The organism is Clostridium rhizosphaerae (assembly GCF_016765585.1).
Classification (GTDB): domain Bacteria; phylum Bacillota; class Clostridia; order Clostridiales; family Clostridiaceae; genus Clostridium_AT; species Clostridium_AT rhizosphaerae.
The window spans coordinates 533,913-552,683 of the sequence record NZ_JAESWC010000018.1; the positions used below are offsets into that span (position 1 = coordinate 533,913).

Here is an 18,771-nt window from a genome sequence, read left to right on the forward strand (position 1 = left end):
ATCACGCAGCTTTTACTGGATAAATCATCTATAAAAAACTTGTAGTGTTTTTCACCTCAAAACATCTTATTGTCAATATATGAAAATTATCTCTACGTTGTGCTTTAAGATTTTTTTTAAATAATGCATCCAACATATGATAAAACTTGGCACAAATATATAATTATATTTATCGCAACTAAACAAAAAAGGCAGAAAGCATATTCTTTCTGCCTTTATAGCTATTTCCTTTTAATTATCAGCACACCTAAGGATGATACCAGGATTCCAAAGAGTATTAATGAACTCATATCTACCGCTGATCCAGTCTTAGGAAGCACACTAGTATTAGCTCCTTGTGAGCTTGTACTTTTTTCATTTATATCTTCTTGAATTTCATTGTACTTTTGCAAAAGATCTGTTTTTTGCTGTGAATCAGGTAAAGAATCTATAATTGCTTTTGCAGCATTAAGATCATTTTGTGACAAATTATCTTTTGCCTTATTTAATGCATCTTCAGCCTTCTTAATTTTTTCATTTACATCTATCTTTGACTGAGCAGCATTTATCCTTCCAAGCAAGGATGCCTTTGTTTCACCATCTTCTAAATTATCCACAAGCTTCTTGGCTGAATCCAGATCCTCTTGGCTGAGACTATTTTCAGCTTTTATGACAGACTGAACTGCATCATTTACTTTTGTATTTAAATCAATTTTATCTAGAACACTCTTTGTTCTAGATGATAAACCAGCCTTCATATCACTATCAGGAAGTTCTGCAATAAGCTTATTAGCCTCATCTAAATCGGCCTGAACTAAACTCTTTTCTGCTTTAGCTACTGCAGATTCAGCTGATATAGCTTTGTCCACATCTTTCTGTACATTATTAATCTTATTAAGAAGTTCCACTTTATCGCTATTATCAGGTAATGAACTTACATAACTTCTTGCATTATCTAAATCTGATTTGATTAAGCTTTTTTCAGCTTTTTCGATAAGACTTTCGGCATCCTTTTTAGTCTGCTCATATATTAATCCAAATCCAAATTCAAGCATATTTTCTTTACTATTTTGAGGATTCGGAACCGCAACAGGCAGCTTTCCTGTTGGATTAAACATACCAAATATTGCATTTATACCTGCTGGGAGATTTGGTGCTGGCGGCGGATTAGTTGGATCATTTCCTAAACCTCCATAGATAGCGATACATGCTTTTACATTTGGAGTATATGCTATATCATATGGATTTCTTACAGCTATATTTACCATAGCTTTATTCTTACTATTTGCATAAGCTGAAACACTGTTGATAAAGTCTATATCATAATAAGTACCTGTTTTAGGATCAGGTGCCATATTAACGCTGTTAGTTATTACAAAGTCCGCAGCATCTATAGCAGCCTTTTGAGTATCAGTTAGTGTTGCTGCTTTTGATGAATAAATAAATGATTGAATAGTTATATTATCAATGCTATTTTTTGATGATATGTCATTAATGGCATCAGTCATAGATTTAATTCTATATTGTGATAATGAGAATAATACTATTTTCTTTCCACTTTCAAGCTTGAATGGAAGCATATTATTTTCATTTCTAAGTAATGTTACAGCCTTTTCTGATGCTTCTTTTTCAACAGCCTTATGTTCTGTACTTCCAACTACTGCTTTAGCATTGGATATTTTCTGTTCAAGAGATACTTGGTTCTGATTTCCAGCTGGGTTATATATACCTCTTTTCATCTTAAGTTCAATAATTCTTCTTGCCGACTCATTTATTCTTGATTCTGGTATTTCTCCTGTTTTAACTGCACTAACTACAGAGTTATATATTTTATCTAAATTAGCAATTTCGCCTGTGCTTTGTACTACTGCCGGCATTAAAACTATATCTGTACCAGCATTTATTGCCATCTTTACAGCATCTTCCTGTCCAAAATGATCTGCTATTGCCAGCATATTAAGAGCATCGGTTGTTATAACTCCCTTATATCCCATTTTAGTCCTTATAAGCTCAGTTAAAACTTTTTTAGAAAGAGTTGCTGGAATATTAACTTGAGTACCATCTTTTTTTGATATTACAGTAGAATTATCTACTGCAGGGAAAGCAACATGGGCTGTCATTATCATGTCAATGCCCTTATCCATTGCAGCTTTAAAAGGTACTAGATCAATTTTATTAATTGTATCAATATCATGATTAACAACCGGAAGTCCTAAATGAGAATCCGTTGCTGTATCACCATGACCAGGGAAATGTTTACCAGTAGCAGCAACGCCAGAATCCTGCACACCTTTTATATAAGCAGTTCCTAAGTCAGCTACTAATTGAGGGTCAGATCCAAATGATCTAACTCCTATAACCGGATTGCTTGGATTAATATTTACATCTAAATCTGGTGCAAAATCTACATTTATTCCGAGAGCTTTAAGTTCCTCTCCAATCACTTTTCCTGATTTGTATGATAAATCTGTAGACCTAGTAGCCCCTAATGCCATATTTCCAGGCATTCCTGTGCCTGTTTGAAGTCTTCTTACAATGCCGCCCTCTTGGTCAATAGTAATTAGTAATGGAACTTTTTCTGAAGCCTGCTGCATACCCTCTACTAGTCTTACAGTCTGCTCAGTTTCTTTAACATTTTCAGCAAATAATATTACTCCTCCAAGATGATATTTTTGAATAACGGATTTAACATCATCATTCATTACAGTAAATGGTATTCTATTGTTTTTACTATCAAATCCCCAGTTTCTAAAGTCGGGCATGAACATTTGTCCAATCTTTTCCTCAAGAGTCATTCCTCCGACCACATTAGCGGCCTGTTCCTCAACAGTAGCTGCAGAAACCCTGTAACTTACTTTTAATCCCCCTGCAGAAAATAATAATGCCAAAATAGTAGTAGCTATTTTTGTTTTCATCTTCGTTCTTTTCATTATTTCTTCCTCCATAAATTATTCTGCTTCTCAATTAAGTCAAACAATTGATTACAATGGAATGCTTGTACCCTTTTTTATCACCCTTCCTTTAAAATATGATGATTTATAAGTCAAAACAAAAATAGCTAAAAGAGTTCTCTCTCTTAGCTATTGCCTTCAATAAAGAAGTTACACGCTATCAATCATTATTACAAATACATATTACCATATTATTACATTTGTGTAAATAATATTTATATGGTTTTGTAAATTTATTTTGTGATATTATCATATCTGCGGAGATTTGTTTTATATCATTTGTACAAACTATGCTAAAACTTGACATTAAAAATACCTTATTATAAGATAAAAAGAGGATATTTTTGTATCAATCCTCTCTAAGATGAGAGGCTTTTATTTTATATTGGGTATAATTTTATTAAGGATATAAATAGAGGAGTGAAAAGAATGTGTAATCATAACATAAGAACAAGATATGCACCAAGCCCAACCGGCTATATGCATGTTGGTAATCTTAGAACTGCATTATATGCTTATTTAATAGCAAAGCATGAAGATGGAACTTTTATTTTAAGAATTGAAGATACTGACCAGGAAAGATATGTTGAAGGTGCTGTAGATGTAATATACAACACAATGAAAATGACAAGTCTAATTCATGATGAAGGTCCAGACATTGGAGGTCCAGTAGGTCCATATGTGCAAAGTGAAAGAAAGCCTTTATATCTAGAATATGCAAAAAAGCTTGTTGAAAGAGGAGAAGCTTATTACTGCTTCTGTTCCAAGGAAAGACTCGATATGCTTAAAGAAAATGCTGAAGCATTAAAGAGACCTTTTAAGTATGACAAACATTGTCTTCACTTAAGCAAGGAAGAAATAGAGCAAAAATTAGCTGAAGGCGTTCCTTATGTTATAAGACAAAATAATCCTACTGAAGGAACAACTACCTTTGATGATGTTATATACGGCACAATAACTGTTGATAATTCTGAACTTGAAGATATGGTTCTTTTAAAGTCCGATGGATATCCTACATATAATTTTGCAAACGTAGTTGACGATTACTTAATGGGAATAACTCATGTTGTTAGAGGAAGTGAGTATTTATCTTCTTCACCAAAGTATAATCGTCTTTATCAAGGTTTTGGCTGGGAGGTTCCAATTTATGTACACTGCCCACCAATAATGAAGGATGCTCATCAAAAGCTAAGCAAGAGAAACGGTGATGCTTCCTTTGAAGACTTAATGGCTAAAGGCTATCTAAAGGATGCCATTATGAACTATATTGCACTGCTTGGTTGGAATCCTGGAACAACACAGGAAATCTTCTCACTTGAAGAGCTTATTAAAGTATTTGATTTTAAGCAAATTAATAAAGCTCCGGCTATATTTGACCCTGTTAAGCTTAGATGGATGAATGGTGAATATATAAGAAAGCTTTCCTTAGAAGAATTCCACGAAATGGCTCTTCCATACTATAAGGAAGCAATAAAGAATCCTGAAATAGATTTAATTAAGGTTAGCAATCTTCTTCACACTAGAACAGAAGTGCTTAGAGAGATTCCTGAGCAAATTGATTTCTTTGATGTACTTCCTGAGTACTCAATTGATCTATATGTTCATAAGAAGATGAAAACCAATGCTGAAAATTCTTTAGTAAGCCTAGAAAAGGTTCTTCCTCTTCTTGAAAGCTTAGAAGCTTGGGACTTAGATACTCTTCACAACAGTGTTCTTAAACTTGTTGAAGAAATGGGAGTTAAAAACGGCGTGATGCTTTGGCCTATAAGAACCGCTTTATCAGGTAAAGCCTTTACTCCGGGAGGAGCCTTTGAGCTTGCTGAAATACTAGGAAAAGAAGAATCCCTAAGAAGAATAAGAATAGGAATTGAAAAGCTTAAAAATGCTTAAAGATAAACGTACCAGTTAAAATGCTGGTACGTTTTGTTTTATTTAACTATAACAGAAACTCCATCAGGAATAACTGCTATCTTTGCATCCCTTCCCTTTATTTCATATGCTCTGTTTAAAGCTTCTTCAAAAGTATAAGCATGTTCAATATGCATGTCCTTAATAATTTTTGGATTACACATATCAGTAACTAATATCACCGTATACTTGTCCAATATTCTTGCTAAAATTTGAAATTCCCATTGATCTGGTGCAGTGTCATTTCTATCTACTTTAAGAACCCTATCTAAAACTTCTCGAGCATTTTTAGAAAAGGCCATATTTTCATAGAAGGATTTTCCGCCGTGTCCATCGCTGCAGGCAGAAACCATTATTATTACTCCACCTTCCCTGCAGGTTGCCTCTGCCGCTGTCATACCTTTAACTGATTGATAAATATTTTGATCTAATGGGTATCCTCCGTTTGTTGAAACTACTATGTCAGACATTATTGGGTCTATTCTTGAAAGTTCTGTTACAAACTTGCAGCCTTCCTCATGAGCAAGCTTGCTGTCACCTGCAAAGGCATTTATTATTTTCTTATCTTTGTCTATTACTACATTTAGTATAAAGGCAAGCTTTGCAGTCTGTGCAGCATACAGCATATCCTTGTGTATTGGATTGTTTTCAACTATTCCAGTCCTTGAATATTCGCTTGCTATAAATTCAGAGCAGTGGTTTGCCATTATTGTTCCAGCTCCTGCAATGCCGGGAAGCACGCTTTTTCTTCCCCCTGAAAAACCAGCAAAGAAATGCGGCTCTATGAAACCTTCTGATATTAAAAGTTCTGTTTCCATAGCCAATTTATTAAGCCAAAGTTCTCCCCCTGAAGGCAAGGTTCCTACTTTGACAAGACTATCTTTATCCTGTGATATATGATTTATCAATACTTCTTTCTCTACTATTTCCTCTCCGTACTTATTTATCATTTCTTCTCTTGTAGAAGGTCTATGAAAGCCTGTAGCTATAAGTATTTTTATTTCTATGTCTCTATTAACACTTCTAATCCTCTTTAAAAGAATTGGAAGTGTTATTTTACTTGGTACTGGCCTTGTATGGTCGCTAGTTATTATAACCATATTCTTTTTGTCTTTAACAAGCTCTTCTAAAGTTTTGCTTCCAATAGGATTATCTAAAGCAAAATTAACAATTTCCTCTTGTGTCAATGTTGCCTTAAAGCTATGAGCTTTAGACTCCAATACACCTGCAAGATTTTCATCAGGGATATCAGCTTCAATAAAGGTTTTATAATACGGTAATCTTATTTTTCCCATTTCCCATCACCTCATTAGTTTTTAAAAAAGTACCTCAAGCTAAATACTTGAGGCTACTTTAAATTTATTCTATTGACATACCTTTCCCGGATTTAACAAATTTTTAGGATCAAAAGCTAGTTTAATGTTTTTCATTAATTCAATATAAGCTTCATCATATTGTTCGAATAGATACGCTCTCTTAGCATAGCCTATACCGTGTTCTCCGGAAACAACACCATTTAATTCTCTAGCTCTCTTGTACATGCACTCAAATACTTCTGAAAGCTTCTTCTTCCATTCTTCTTCAGTTAATTCATCTCTTAGAACATAAACGTGCAGGTTTCCATCACCAGCATGCCCAAAGCTTCTTATTCTAACATTAAACCCTTCCTGAAGCTCATGAGTATAATTAATGAAATCAGCTACTTTGTTCCTTGGAACACAAACGTCGCATTCATCCATTTCAGTTGTTGTTGCCTTTACCGCTTCAAGGAAGGCTCCTCTAGCAGACCAAATAGCTTCTTTTCTTTCATCTGTATCAGATATAAATACATCAAGTGCTCCTTCATTTAAGCAAAGCTCAGCAACCTTTTCATAGTTTCTTTCTATTTCTTCTTTGCTGTTGCCGTCAAAGGTTAATAGAAGGTACGCATCGGAAGTATTATCTGGGAACTTCTTTCCTAAATATTCTTCAGCAGCAAGTATAACTTCTCTTTGCATAAATTCTATTGCAGTAGGAACAGCCTTTGATTTTATTATTTTAGGAACTGTTCCTATAGCCATTTGAAGATTTGGAAATGGTATTAATAGACTTATAGTCTTCTTAGGCAAAGGTAAAAGCTTAAGTACAGCCTTGGTTATTACTGCTAAAGTTCCTTCAGAACCGCAAATCATATCTTTGATGCTATAGCCTGAACTGTTTTTAACTACTTTACCTCCAACTTCAATAACATTTCCATTTGGAAGTACAAGCTCTAGTCCTCTTACAAAATCTCTTGTAACTCCATACTTAACAGCTCGCATTCCACCAGCATTTGTATTGATGTTTCCACCAATTGTTGCTGACTTTTCACCTGGGTCCGGAGGATAGAAAAAGTCTCTTTCTTCAACATATTTTGCTATCTCCATAAGAAGAACTCCTGGCTCTACTGTAAGAGTCAGATTATCTTCATCAAGCTCAAGTATTCTATTCATTTTAGTCATATTAAGCATTATTCCGCCATAAAGTGGAACGGATGCTCCAACAAGACCAGTACCTGAACCTCTTACGACTACAGGTATATTGTTTTCATAGGCATACTTCATAACCTTTGAAACTTCATCAGTGCTTAAAACCTCAACCATAACTTCAGGCATTTTGCTTATTCCGCCTAACTCATCATGGCTGTAGTCTTCATTTATCTCTGCTCCGTAATAAACTCTGTCCTTTCCTAAAAGTTCAACTAGGAAATTTATATCTCTTTCATCTATTTTCTTATATTCATTACTGCATAGTCCGTTCATATCATTACCCCCTCAAATCCTTATTCTATGCATAAAGATTATCCATCTTTATGTCCCTCAAATTCTTATTATGCTCTCTTAGACATCTTTATTTGTTCAATAAGCTGTGGAACTATTTCATATATATCTCCTACAATTCCGTAATGCGCAACATTGAATATTGAAGCTTTTTCATCATTGTTTATAGCAAATATTCTTTCTGAACCATTCATACCTGCTGTAAATTGAACTGCTCCGGATACCCCTAAGGTTATTATAAGTTTTGGCTTAACAGTTCTTCCGCTTAAACCTATCTGCTTCTTAGCATTCAGCAAGCCTGCCTCAATCATAGGTCTGGTTCCAGCCACCTGCGCACCTAGTAAGTCTGCTAACTCATAAACCATCTCCATATCATTTTCTGACTTAACTCCTCTTCCGATAGCTATAATTACTTCAGCATCAGATATGCTTTCTTCCTTTTCTTTATGAGTTACTTTTAAAACATCTATATTGGATACTAATTTGTCCTTATTTATTTCACAGGTAATAATTTCCCCATAAACATCTTCTCTTCTTTCTGGCGCATTCATAACCTTATATCTAACAGTCGCAAGCTGTGGTCTTGTATTTGGAGTATTTATTTGAGCCATAATGTTTCCGCCAAAAGCAGGTCTTATTTGAACCAGGTCTGTATTTTCCTTTATATCTAGTATAGTACAGTCAGCAGTAAGCCCTGTTCTGAAACGTGCTGCCATTCTTGGTGCAAGTGATCTTCCTACAGTAGTAGCTCCGACTAATATCGTTGATGGCTTAACCTTTTTAATAAAATCTTCAAAAGCAGCTGCATAAGGTTCTATTCTAAAATCTTTTAACTCCTCATAGTCATATACAAAAACCTCATCTACTCCATAATGTAGAAGTTCTTCAGCCTTATGGCTGATGTTTGAACCTAGAAACAAGCAGTAAACTGGGAAATTTACTTTCGCGGCCAGCTCTTTAGCCTTACCTATAAGTTCTAAGGTTACAGGATGTATGTCTCCCTCAACATGATCAACATAAACAGCTATCCCTTTCCATAAGCTCTTGTCTATAGTTTTCACTTCATCTTCAACAAATTCCATTACTCCTGCCGGTCCTTTTTTAACACATATTTTACACATTTTACAGCCGGCATTTATTTCTATTTTTCCATCATGATTTTCTATTGCCTTAAAAGGACATATATTAACTAATTGCTCAATAACTTCACTGTTTAACTTATTTTGATTAACTACTAATTTACCCATCTATATCACCATCCCTTAATCATTATGCAAATTTTAACTCAGAAAGTTTCTTATGCATCTTACCGGTAAGTTCATCGCTGCTTCCCTTCCACATCTCTCTGTCATTATTAGCTTGTGGAGGAAATATTCTTTCTACTTGCGTTGGAGAACCATTAAGTCCATATTTCTTTTCATCCTTGTCTTCAAAATCATTAAAGCTTATCATCTTTACTTCCCTGTTCTTAGTTTCAAGCTTTCTCTTGTATGAGGGAAGTCTTGGTTGGAATATATCCTTCTCCACTGTTAATAAGCAAGGATACTTTATTTCCGACAGCTCGATAGTATTCGGCATGTCCATTTCAACTAAAACTGAGTTTTCCTTAAGTTCAACTATTTTAAGCACATTTGCAATATGTGGAATTCCAAGGTATTCAGCCATTTCTGGACCTACTTGGGCTGTATCACCATCAGTAGTCTGCTTTCCACATAGAATTACATCAAATTCTCCCATTTTCCTTACTGCTTGCGATATTGTATAAGATGTTGCAAGTACGTCTGCTCCAGCAAATTTTCTATCTGAAACTAGAGCACCTTCGTCAACTCCCATCATATATGCTTCTCTTATAACTTCAGCCGCCTGTGGAGGTCCCATAGTAACGACGCTTATCTTTCCCCCAACCTTATCTCTAATCCTTAGGGCAGTTTCAATTGCATATAAATCGTAAGGATTCATTTTTGAATCTACACCATCTCTTTTTAGAACCCCTGTTTTTTCATCTACTTCCACCTTAGTAGTTCCTGGTACCTGCTTAATGCAAACTAAAATATTCATTGTATACTTCCTCCTTTTATATCAATCAACATTATTTTATAAACATACTTCCTATATAAACTAATCCCCCTAAAATGATTACATATCCTGCACAGAATTTTAAAGTTTTGTTTAATATTTTACCTTCAGCACCAGCAAGTCCTGTGGCTGCTGTAGCAACCGCTATACTCTGAGGTGATATCATTTTTCCTGCTGTTGCACCAGCAGTATTTGCTGCTGCAAGCCAGACTGGATTTACATGAATTGATGCGGCAACTTCTGTCTGAAGTCTTCCAAACAAGACATTAGATGAAGTATCACTACCAGTTACAAAGGTTCCTAGAGCACCTATAACACTTGATATAAGCGGATAAAAACTTCCAGTAATCGCAACTAACATTTCTGCTAAGTTTTTTATCATTCCGCTATAGTCCATAACCTTAGCCATAGCAACTATAGATATAACTGTTATTGTTGATTTTGTTAATTGCTTGCAGGTCTTTCCAAACACAGTTACAATCTCGCCTACTTTTGCTCCCTGAATTAATCCGCCTAAAACTGTGGCTATTAATATAATTGTTCCAGGAGTAGCAATCCATTTTATATCATAATGCTTTGCATTTGCTCCTGTGTATACTAAAACACTACTTTTAATATGTGAAAGAGGGTTATATATAAATGGTACTAACTGGCTTGATAATATTATGAATACAAAAACTAAAATGTATGGAATCCAGGCAATGATTCCTTCTTTAAAGCTAATTTGTGAATTTGCTGCTGCTATTTCTTCTTTAGCAGCTCCCTTAGTAGCTTTAACTTTGTTACTCATTCTCTTAGCAATGATGATTGTAACAGCCATACTGCATACGCTTCCAAGGAGTGCTGGAAGCTCTGCTCCCATGAACTTTGCTGCTAAAACTTCTGGTATTGCAAAACTTATACCTGAAGCTAACGATATTCCCATAACTCCCTTTAAACCTTTTAAACTCTTTGTTGTAATCAATACTAACACCATAGGTACAACTATAATAAATAATACAAGCTGCAATCCAACATAATAACTTAGAACGTTTACATCAATGTTAGCAATCTTAGCTAAAGATATAACCGGTGTTCCTATCGCGCCAAATGCAGTAGGAACTGTATTGGCTATAAGACATATAACTGCTGCAAAAATCGGCTCAAATCCCAGCGCTGCAAGTATGCTTGCAGGAATAGCTACTGCTGTTCCATAGCCTGCAACAGCTTCTAAAAATCCTCCAAAGCCCCAGGCTAAAATTAAAACCTGTATTCTCTTGTCTGTTGTAATTCCAGATAACATATTTTTTATAGTGTCCATACTCTTAGTGTGAAGTGCCAAGTTGTAAGTAAATATAGCTGCTATAATAATAATTGCTATTGGCCATACTGCCATGACTACGCCTTCTAAAGCTGCTGTAAAAGCATTTAAGATTGGCATTTTCCAAAAAACAATTGCTAGTACTAAAACTAATCCCAAAACCATTGTACAAGCTTTGTGTGCTGGTATCTTTAAAACCCCTAGTGATACCATAAGCAGCACAATAGGTACTAATGCTAATAAAAACAGAACTACGTTATTCATTTTTACCCCCCACTCCATTTTTATTGGTATGACCAATTTCAATTTGATAATATCATAATATTTTTTCAATTTCTACAATTGTTAAGAAGTTAACATCATTATTCAAAATTATTTTAATATTAAATTATGCACTTATTGCAAATACTGGTCTTACCAATTTTTTTGAACCAATAAAAAATAACAAACACAGAAAACGTATACTGTGTTTGTTATTTATCAAACCAAATTCATTTTTAAATTATTTTGACGTCAAATATTCATTTACAAAATCCAGATGTTTCCTCATAACTTCAGCTGCTCTGCCTTTATTATGCTCAAGCAAAGCATTATATAGATTCTCATGATGCTCAATTAAGATTTCTCTATTCTCTATCTGAGTCAAAATAAGCTTTCTTGCATCCTTAATAAATGAATCAACAAGTGAAGATACTGCAGTCAGTATTACTACAACGAGGAAATTTCCTGAAGCGTTTGCAATTTTATAATGAAGCTCCTTATCAAGTTTGGCATTTAATTCTTCGTCATAGCTCTCATTTATCTGATCAATGATACCTTTTATTTCAGTAAGTTCCTCATCATTGATATTTTTAGCAGCTAAAGCTGCGGTTTCTACCTCTATAATTTTCCTAAGCTCTAAGATTTCCTCAGGCCTGCTGTTTTGAAGACTAAACATAATTGAAAGAGGCTCAAACAGACTGCCTTCAAAGCTTTCTCTGATATAGTTCCCTCCACCCTGCCTGCTTTCAATAAGTCCTATAATTTGAAGTGCTTTTAAGGCTTCGCGAATTGAAGCCCTGCTTGCCTGAAGCTGATCCACAAGTTCTCTTTCAGGGGGAAGTTTATCCCCCTTTTTAAGCTTTCCGCTTACAATCATCTCTTTAATTTTTTCAATAACTTGCTCATATACCTTTGTATTTTTCACAGGAGCATCCATATAATCGCCTCATTATTTAGCATATTTTTAACAATCTCTTCTTATCGCGATATCAAGATATCTTTATATCCCGATTTCTTTTTATCTTCTTGCCTTGCCAGTAATTTTATCAATTTCTATTTTTACTACGCATGTTTTATTTATTGCTCTATCTATATATGCAAGTCCTTCCTTTTTAAAATCAGGAGAATACTTATCAGCTATAGCCATAAGTGCATCTTTCTTCTCATCTCCAGCGGTTTCAAATGCATGTCCAAAAATAATAACACTTTCATACTCAGTACTGAATTGTTCAGCAAGTACTTTAGTTTTTCCTACAACATTAAAGGAAACCTTATTGTTATATTTTATGTTATCGAGCTTGCTTCCTTCAACTGCGCAATGAAAATAAACTGCATTATTTAAATAAACATAGCTTAATGGAGTTGCAGAGGGATATCCATTCTCTCCTACAGTAGCTAGAACACCATACTCTCCATTTTTTAATATACTATTTATATCTTCGTTAAAAATTTCTCTTTGACTTTTTCTCATTTCCTTAAACATTTAATCATCCCCTAAATATCAGAATAATTTAATTATAGAAAAAACTTAAAGTTTGGTCAACAAGATAAAATTTTTGCATATAATATTGACATATATAAACTTTTACTCTATTATTGTTTTAATGTAGACATATAACTTGAAACTTTGATGAGGAATAGTAAAGATAAAGTCTTTTTCAGAGAGGAAATCATTTGGTGTGAGATTTCTAAAGTTTTATTTTGAACCCGCCTCGGAGTTCTGTGCTGAAATAAAGTACAGCGGTTTTCTTCCGTTATAGAACTTAAGCTGGACGCAATTATTGCGTCAATTAGGGTGGTACCGCCGATATAGCCTCGGTCCCTTTTGGGATTCGGGGCTTTTTTATATTTAATTTTAAGTTAGGAGATGAAAATTATGGGTAAAGAAAAAGAAAAGAAGTTGGTTGAAGCTATAACTCCTATGGATCAGGATTTTGCTCAATGGTATACAGATGTTGTAAAAAAAGCTGAATTAGTAGATTATGCAAGTGTTAGAGGCTGCATGGTTATAAGACCTTATGGTTATGCTATTTGGGAAAACATACAGAAAAACCTGGATAATATGTTTAAAGAAACAGGTCATGAAAATGTATATATGCCAATGTTTATTCCAGAAAGTTTACTTCAAAAGGAAAAGGACCATGTTGAGGGCTTCGCTCCAGAGGTTGCTTGGGTTACACATGGCGGAAATCAAGAATTAACTGAAAGACTTGTCGTACGTCCTACTTCAGAAACCTTATTCTGCGACCACTATGCAAAAATAATTCAATCCTATAAGGATTTGCCAAAGCTTTATAATCAATGGTGCTCTGTTGTAAGATGGGAAAAAACTACACGTCCATTCTTAAGAACACTAGAGTTTTTATGGCAGGAAGGTCATACAGCTCATGCTACTGCTGAAGAGGCACAAGAAGAAACTATAAAAATGCTGAATGTTTATGCAAAGCTTTGTGAAGAGTATCTAGCTATTCCTGTTGTTAAAGGACAAAAGACCGACAAAGAAAAATTTGCAGGTGCTGAAGATACTTATACAATAGAAAGCTTAATGCATGATGGAAAAGCGCTTCAATGCGGAACTTCACATAACTTTGGTGATGGATTTGCTAAAGCATTCAATATACAATACACCGATAAAAACGGAAAGCTTCAATATGTTCATCAAACCTCCTGGGGAATGACTACAAGACTTATTGGTGCCTTGATTATGGTTCACGGTGATGATAACGGTCTTGTTGTTCCACCTAGAATAGCACCAACCCAGCTTGTAATTATTCCAGTTGCACAGCACAAAGCTGGAGTTTTGGATAAAGCTTCAGAGCTTAAAGATAGATTATCAAAGGTAGTCAGAGTTAAAATGGATGACAGTGATAAGACTCCAGGTTGGAAGTTCAGCGAATATGAGATGAAAGGTATTCCGCTAAGACTTGAAATTGGACCTAAGGATATAGAAAACAATCAAGCTGTTTTAGTTAGGCGAGATAATAGAGAAAAGCTAGTTGTTTCTCTTGATGAATTAGAAAACAAGATTCAAGAAGTTTTAGAAGATATCCAAAACTCACTATTTGAAAAAGCGAAAGTTTCCCAAGTAGAAAAAACAAGTACAGCAGTTAACTTGGATGAATTTAAAAATCTATTAGACATGAAACCTGGCTTTGTAAAGGCTATGTGGTGCGGAGACAGAGCCTGCGAAGATAAGATTAAAGAAGATGCTGCTGCTACAAGTAGATGCATGCCTTTTGAACAGGAGCATATTAGCGATACCTGCGTTTGCTGCGGAAAACCAGCTAAGAAGCTTGTTTACTGGGGAAGAGCATACTAATTTCTTAGGAACAAATCTTCTGATTTGTTCCTTCTTATATATCAAAAAACTTTTTTACAGTTAGTAATTATCACTTATTGACATACCTATTATGGAAATGATATTGTATGAACAAGGTTTACAAAGGAATGATATTATGCCAAAGATAATTGAAAACGTCAAAGAAAGCCTTATATTAGAAGGCAGAAAAACACTAATTGAAAAAAACTATAAAGAACTTAATATAAGAGATATAGCAAAGAGCTGTGGCATTGCAATAGGTACTTTCTACAATTATTTTTCTAACAAAGAGGAGTTTGTTTCTGAGATATTCAGAGATGATTGGAGAAATACTCTCAATCTTGCAGAAAGACTTAAAACCTCTGAAGAATCTCTAAAGGAAAAAATCAGAAAAATTTATATATCAATGCAGAACTTTGTAGATAAGTATATATCTATATTTTATGAAATTGCCATGCTAAAGGGTTACGAAAGCAAAAGAGATTATGATATGCAGGATATATATGTGAAGATAGAAGAAATACTATCCATTGAAAAAAACAGAGGAAGTATTAAATCTTCACTTTCGATGCAAAAGCTGGCACACTTTATAGTTATAAACATAATGGATTTAAACAAAAACAAATATATGTCATTTGACGAATTATATGAGCAAATGAATATATAAATCTTTTTAAAGTTTTATGAGCAAGGCTCAAAAAGAAAAAGGAGAGTTATAGTTTTATCTATCTTTGATAAGTTTTCTGCTAAACTTGTTATAGCCTTAGGTATGGGTTGTACTGCAGCTGGAACCTTATAGAAAATAGCAGAGCTGTAATTAAAATGTATTACAAAGTACAATTAATTCCGGCTATAAAAATATGTTTATCACAGTTGATATAATCGCGTTGGTCGGTCTTGTAATTGCCTTAATGCTTAAAAGTAAAAAAGTTTCACATCCGCAAAAGGCATAAACTTATAAAGTATAAAAAGGTTAAGAGATATTATATTTCTTAACCTTTTTTGTTTATCTTTTACATATATATTGATTTTTTCCACAATTAGTGTTATAGTTAGTTACATAACCATGTAACCATACTACCTGTAAGATTGCTATAGTTTAACGCAGGTTTGTAAGCGGAACCAAGTAAGCTGCTCAGTGTTCCAGTGAAAGGAGAGGTCAGATGAAACTATCTGAAGACGATATAAGACCTATTTATCTCCAAATATCTGAAGGAATAAAAGACGATATACTAAAAGGATTATTAAATGAAGAAGATCAAGTCCCCTCTACTAATCAACTTGTCTCTCTATACAAAATAAATCCTGCTACCGCAGCTAAGGGTATAAATACTTTAGTTGAGGAAGGAATTATTTATAAAAAGAGAGGAATTGGCATGTTCATAGCTTCTGGTGCTAAAAGTGAAATTATTAAAACAAGAAAGAAAGTTTTCTTCGACGAATATGTTTTAAAACTTATGTCAGAAGCACAAAAGCTTAATATTCCTAAGGAAAGCATTATTGAAATGATAAATGATGCTGATATATATTTAAAGCAATAAAGGGGGAATAGCATATGGCTTATGCAGTGGAGTGTATTAATGTAACAAAAAAATTCAGAAAAACCTTAGCTCTAGATAAAGTGAATTTAACAATTGAAGAAAATAAAATATATGGACTTCTTGGAAGAAATGGTGCTGGTAAAACCACACTGTTAAACCTATTATCTGCTCAAAGCCTTCAAAGCGGCGGAACCATTGCAATTTTAGGTGAACAGCCTTATGAAAATTCAAAGGTTCTTAGTCAGATGTGTTTTGTTAAGGAAGCTGAAAACTATCTAGCCATGCTTAAGATTCATGAGATATTAGATATCTCCTCTAAGTTTTATGATAAATGGGACAATAACTTTGCCTTAAAGCTGCTTAAAGAATTTAACTTAACTTCAAATAAAAAATACTCTGCCCTTTCAAAAGGAATGCAGTCAATTTTAGGCATAGTGATTGGACTCTCCAGCAGAGCTCCAGTTACTCTGTATGATGAGCCTTATCTTGGCTTGGACGCCGCCTCTAGATATACTTTTTATGATATACTTCTTAAAGATTATACAGAGAATCCAAGAACTATAATTTTTTCTACTCACTTAATTGATGAAGTCAGCAAAATATTTGAGCATATTATAATTCTTGATAAAGGCAAAGTACTTTTGACAGAGGAAGTTGATAACTTAAAGAGTAAGACTGTTTATTTGTCCGGAAGTAAGGATATTCTTAACGATATTCTTAAAGGAAAAAATGTTATAAACTACGAGCAGGCTGGCCTTTCAGCTTCTGCTGTAATATATGATAACCTGGCTTTTGAAGAAGCCCGTAAACTTAAATTAGAAGGTATTGAATTTAAAACTGTTCCCCTTCAAGATTTTTTTGTATATATGACTTCAATGAGTAATAGAGGTGAATTTTATGAGTAAAATTAAAGCAAATATGTACCTATCCTATAAAAATGCGAGCTTTCTTCCTATGGCTGGTTTATTAGCTACTATTACTTTATTAATAATAATCACATTTTCTGTATTTTCATCAGGTTCGAGCTTCAAGGGTTCCTCTGGCTCTGTGACTTATGTTGGTCTAATTACATTCATAATGTTCTTGTACTCGGTTCTTGATTCAATTACAGCTCCAAAGGCCTCAATCAATTACAGCTTAAGAATGGGATCTACTAGAAAAGAATATTTTTTAGGCAGCTTAGCTTACTATATAGTTATATCCTTAGTTTTTTCACTTATCAATACTATCCTCTTTGCTTTGGAAAATGTTATTTTTAATTATCTTGGAATCAACCAGCTAAATAATTTCAGTTCAATCTTTGAAAAACTTACTTTATTATCAGCCATGAAGTTAACTATTAGTATATTTTTAATATTTCTAACTACTTTTGCAGTTGTAACTATGTTCTCTCAGTTAGCTTATTTTATCGGGGAATATGGATGGTTCATTATTATTGCAAGCTTTATTATTATATTTGCTATAGTGCTTCCAGCTTTAGGTATTCCCGTTAGTCTTATGTTTCCTGAAGCAATACGCACAAATTGGCTTTCAATGAGTGTAGTAAATTTGATAATTGCAGTCATATGCTTTACAACGAGCTATTTTATAATTAGAAGAACTCAGCTTAGATAGATTTTAAAGTGAATCCGCTTGTAAAATAATAAATAGACTAGGAATAACTTCAACTAAATTTATTCCTAGTCTACATTTACTTTTAAAAAGCCTTATTTAAGTCCTCAGCTAAATTTGCAAACTCATCTTTCATAATAATCTTATTTAGACTTAATAGTAACTCTTGTTTGTCTTTAGTTTCTATAGAGGTTATCTTGTCAATTTTACCTATGAGGTTTTCAATTTCTTTATTTTTATTGGCAATTATATTCTCATACTTTGCTTCCATATCAGTCCAATTTCTATTTAACATATTGATAAGAGAAGCCATTTCATCAGAACTCCCTGCAATACGATTTAAAAGCAATAAATTCAATGCAAGCACTTCCGGAATCTGGTCATGAGAATATCTTAATTGATGATCGATTTCCCCGTACCCCTCTTCAAATATAGTCCTGACTTGAATTTCAGCTATTACCTTCTCATTTGTGGGATAGGATTCAATCAAGTAGTGTACTGAACGATAACCAGATTTTCTGGATTGGATTGCTATATTAAGCTCCTCAAATCTTTTGGTATCGTCACCCTCTCTTACATTTGCTGTTATCTCTCCTACCCTCCAAGTATTAGTTATAAAGCTATGTATGTCTTCCCAATCTTCCTTAAATATATGTATTGCTCTAACGCCGATTAAATCTGTTATTTCATGCTTGTAATTTTGGACTGAAAACTGAAAGGAATCTCCATACTTTTTCCTTCTATCAGGAGTTTTTCTTATTATCTTTTCAACTAAATGTTCTGCATCCTTTACTCTAGCCTTAACTGAATGTATTTTATTATGTGTCCTTAATGTATTTGCAATAAAATCCACTTGGCTTTCATAAAGGTTTATATAATCAGTAAAATCATTATATATTCCATTAAGAGTCTCCCAGGATATATTGTTTTCTTTAAGTTCTGCATCTGTAAAATTATATTTCTTTAGAAAGTAATCCTTGGTAAAATTCATTAAAAGTCACCTGCATCCTTCGGTTAATCTTTACTC

Annotated in this window: 15 protein-coding genes and 1 other annotated feature; of the genes, 6 read left to right on the forward strand and 9 right to left on the reverse strand. The window is 33.9% G+C overall.

All coding sequences use genetic code 11. The features are described from left to right. Positions 1-221: 221 nt before the first annotated feature. Complete coding sequence (gene nagZ, locus JK636_RS21355; protein WP_202751004.1) at positions 222-2,909, reverse strand: beta-N-acetylhexosaminidase; 2,688 nt, start codon at positions 2,907-2,909, stop codon at positions 222-224. 450 nt (positions 2,910-3,359) lie between these two features. On the opposite strand from nagZ, the gene gltX reads away from it, so the two are divergent. Beyond that, positions 3,360-4,820 carry a glutamate--tRNA ligase gene (gene gltX / locus JK636_RS21360; RefSeq protein ID WP_202751005.1) on the forward strand — a complete coding sequence of 487 codons (1,461 nt, stop codon included), beginning with the start codon at positions 3,360-3,362 and terminating at the stop codon, positions 4,818-4,820. 38 nt (positions 4,821-4,858) lie between these two features. Here gltX and larA read toward each other — a convergent pair whose 3' ends face one another. From larA to JK636_RS21395, 7 genes are all read right to left on the reverse strand, one after another. Continuing rightward, complete coding sequence (gene larA, locus JK636_RS21365) at positions 4,859-6,133, reverse strand: nickel-dependent lactate racemase (RefSeq protein WP_202751006.1); 1,275 nt, start codon at positions 6,131-6,133, stop codon at positions 4,859-4,861. 69 nt (positions 6,134-6,202) lie between these two features. After that, entirely contained in the window at positions 6,203-7,618 is a 1,416-nt protein-coding gene (locus JK636_RS21370; RefSeq protein ID WP_202751007.1) for an FAD-binding oxidoreductase, read from the reverse strand. A gap of 68 nt (positions 7,619-7,686) precedes the next feature. Continuing rightward, entirely contained in the window at positions 7,687-8,883 is a 1,197-nt protein-coding gene (locus JK636_RS21375) for an electron transfer flavoprotein subunit alpha (protein WP_202751008.1), read from the reverse strand. Positions 8,884-8,905: 22 nt separating this feature from the next. Then, positions 8,906-9,694 (reverse strand): electron transfer flavoprotein subunit beta/FixA family protein, encoded by a 789-nt coding sequence (locus tag JK636_RS21380; protein WP_202751009.1) that lies wholly within the window; start codon positions 9,692-9,694, stop codon positions 8,906-8,908. 31 nt (positions 9,695-9,725) lie between these two features. Continuing rightward, the gene (locus JK636_RS21385; protein ID WP_202751010.1) at positions 9,726-11,276 is read right to left on the reverse strand and encodes an L-lactate permease; all 1,551 of its coding nucleotides are present in this window, start codon (positions 11,274-11,276) and stop codon (positions 9,726-9,728) included. A gap of 238 nt (positions 11,277-11,514) precedes the next feature. Then, on the reverse strand, positions 11,515-12,210 hold the full coding sequence (locus JK636_RS21390) for a FadR/GntR family transcriptional regulator (RefSeq protein ID WP_202751011.1): 696 nt from the start codon (positions 12,208-12,210) through the stop codon (positions 11,515-11,517). A gap of 81 nt (positions 12,211-12,291) precedes the next feature. Further along, positions 12,292-12,756 carry a pyridoxamine 5'-phosphate oxidase family protein gene (locus tag JK636_RS21395; RefSeq protein WP_202751012.1) on the reverse strand — a complete coding sequence of 155 codons (465 nt, stop codon included), beginning with the start codon at positions 12,754-12,756 and terminating at the stop codon, positions 12,292-12,294. A gap of 135 nt (positions 12,757-12,891) precedes the next feature. Next, positions 12,892-13,100: a binding site (T-box leader), on the forward strand. Between the two features lie 49 nt (positions 13,101-13,149). Between JK636_RS21395 and proS the strand changes: the two genes are divergently transcribed. From proS to JK636_RS21420, 5 genes are all read left to right on the forward strand, one after another. Beyond that, positions 13,150-14,592 carry a proline--tRNA ligase gene (gene proS / locus JK636_RS21400; RefSeq protein WP_202751013.1) on the forward strand — a complete coding sequence of 481 codons (1,443 nt, stop codon included), beginning with the start codon at positions 13,150-13,152 and terminating at the stop codon, positions 14,590-14,592. 136 nt (positions 14,593-14,728) lie between these two features. Then, a complete protein-coding gene (locus tag JK636_RS21405; protein WP_202751014.1) occupies positions 14,729-15,259 on the forward strand; it encodes a TetR/AcrR family transcriptional regulator in 531 nt (176 codons plus the stop codon). A gap of 496 nt (positions 15,260-15,755) precedes the next feature. Continuing rightward, positions 15,756-16,133 carry a GntR family transcriptional regulator gene (locus JK636_RS21410; RefSeq protein WP_202751015.1) on the forward strand — a complete coding sequence of 126 codons (378 nt, stop codon included), beginning with the start codon at positions 15,756-15,758 and terminating at the stop codon, positions 16,131-16,133. 14 nt (positions 16,134-16,147) lie between these two features. After that, positions 16,148-17,038: an ABC transporter ATP-binding protein gene (locus JK636_RS21415; RefSeq protein ID WP_202751016.1), complete on the forward strand. Its 891-nt coding sequence runs from the start codon at positions 16,148-16,150 to the stop codon at positions 17,036-17,038. Beyond that, on the forward strand, positions 17,031-17,747 hold the full coding sequence (locus JK636_RS21420) for a hypothetical protein (protein ID WP_202751017.1): 717 nt from the start codon (positions 17,031-17,033) through the stop codon (positions 17,745-17,747). The genes JK636_RS21415 and JK636_RS21420 overlap by 8 nt, the downstream gene beginning before the upstream one ends. An 82-nt stretch (positions 17,748-17,829) precedes the next feature. On the opposite strand, the gene JK636_RS21425 is transcribed toward JK636_RS21420, so the two are convergent. Beyond that, positions 17,830-18,735 (reverse strand): RelA/SpoT domain-containing protein, encoded by a 906-nt coding sequence (locus tag JK636_RS21425; protein ID WP_202751018.1) that lies wholly within the window; start codon positions 18,733-18,735, stop codon positions 17,830-17,832. Positions 18,736-18,771 lie beyond the last annotated feature (36 nt).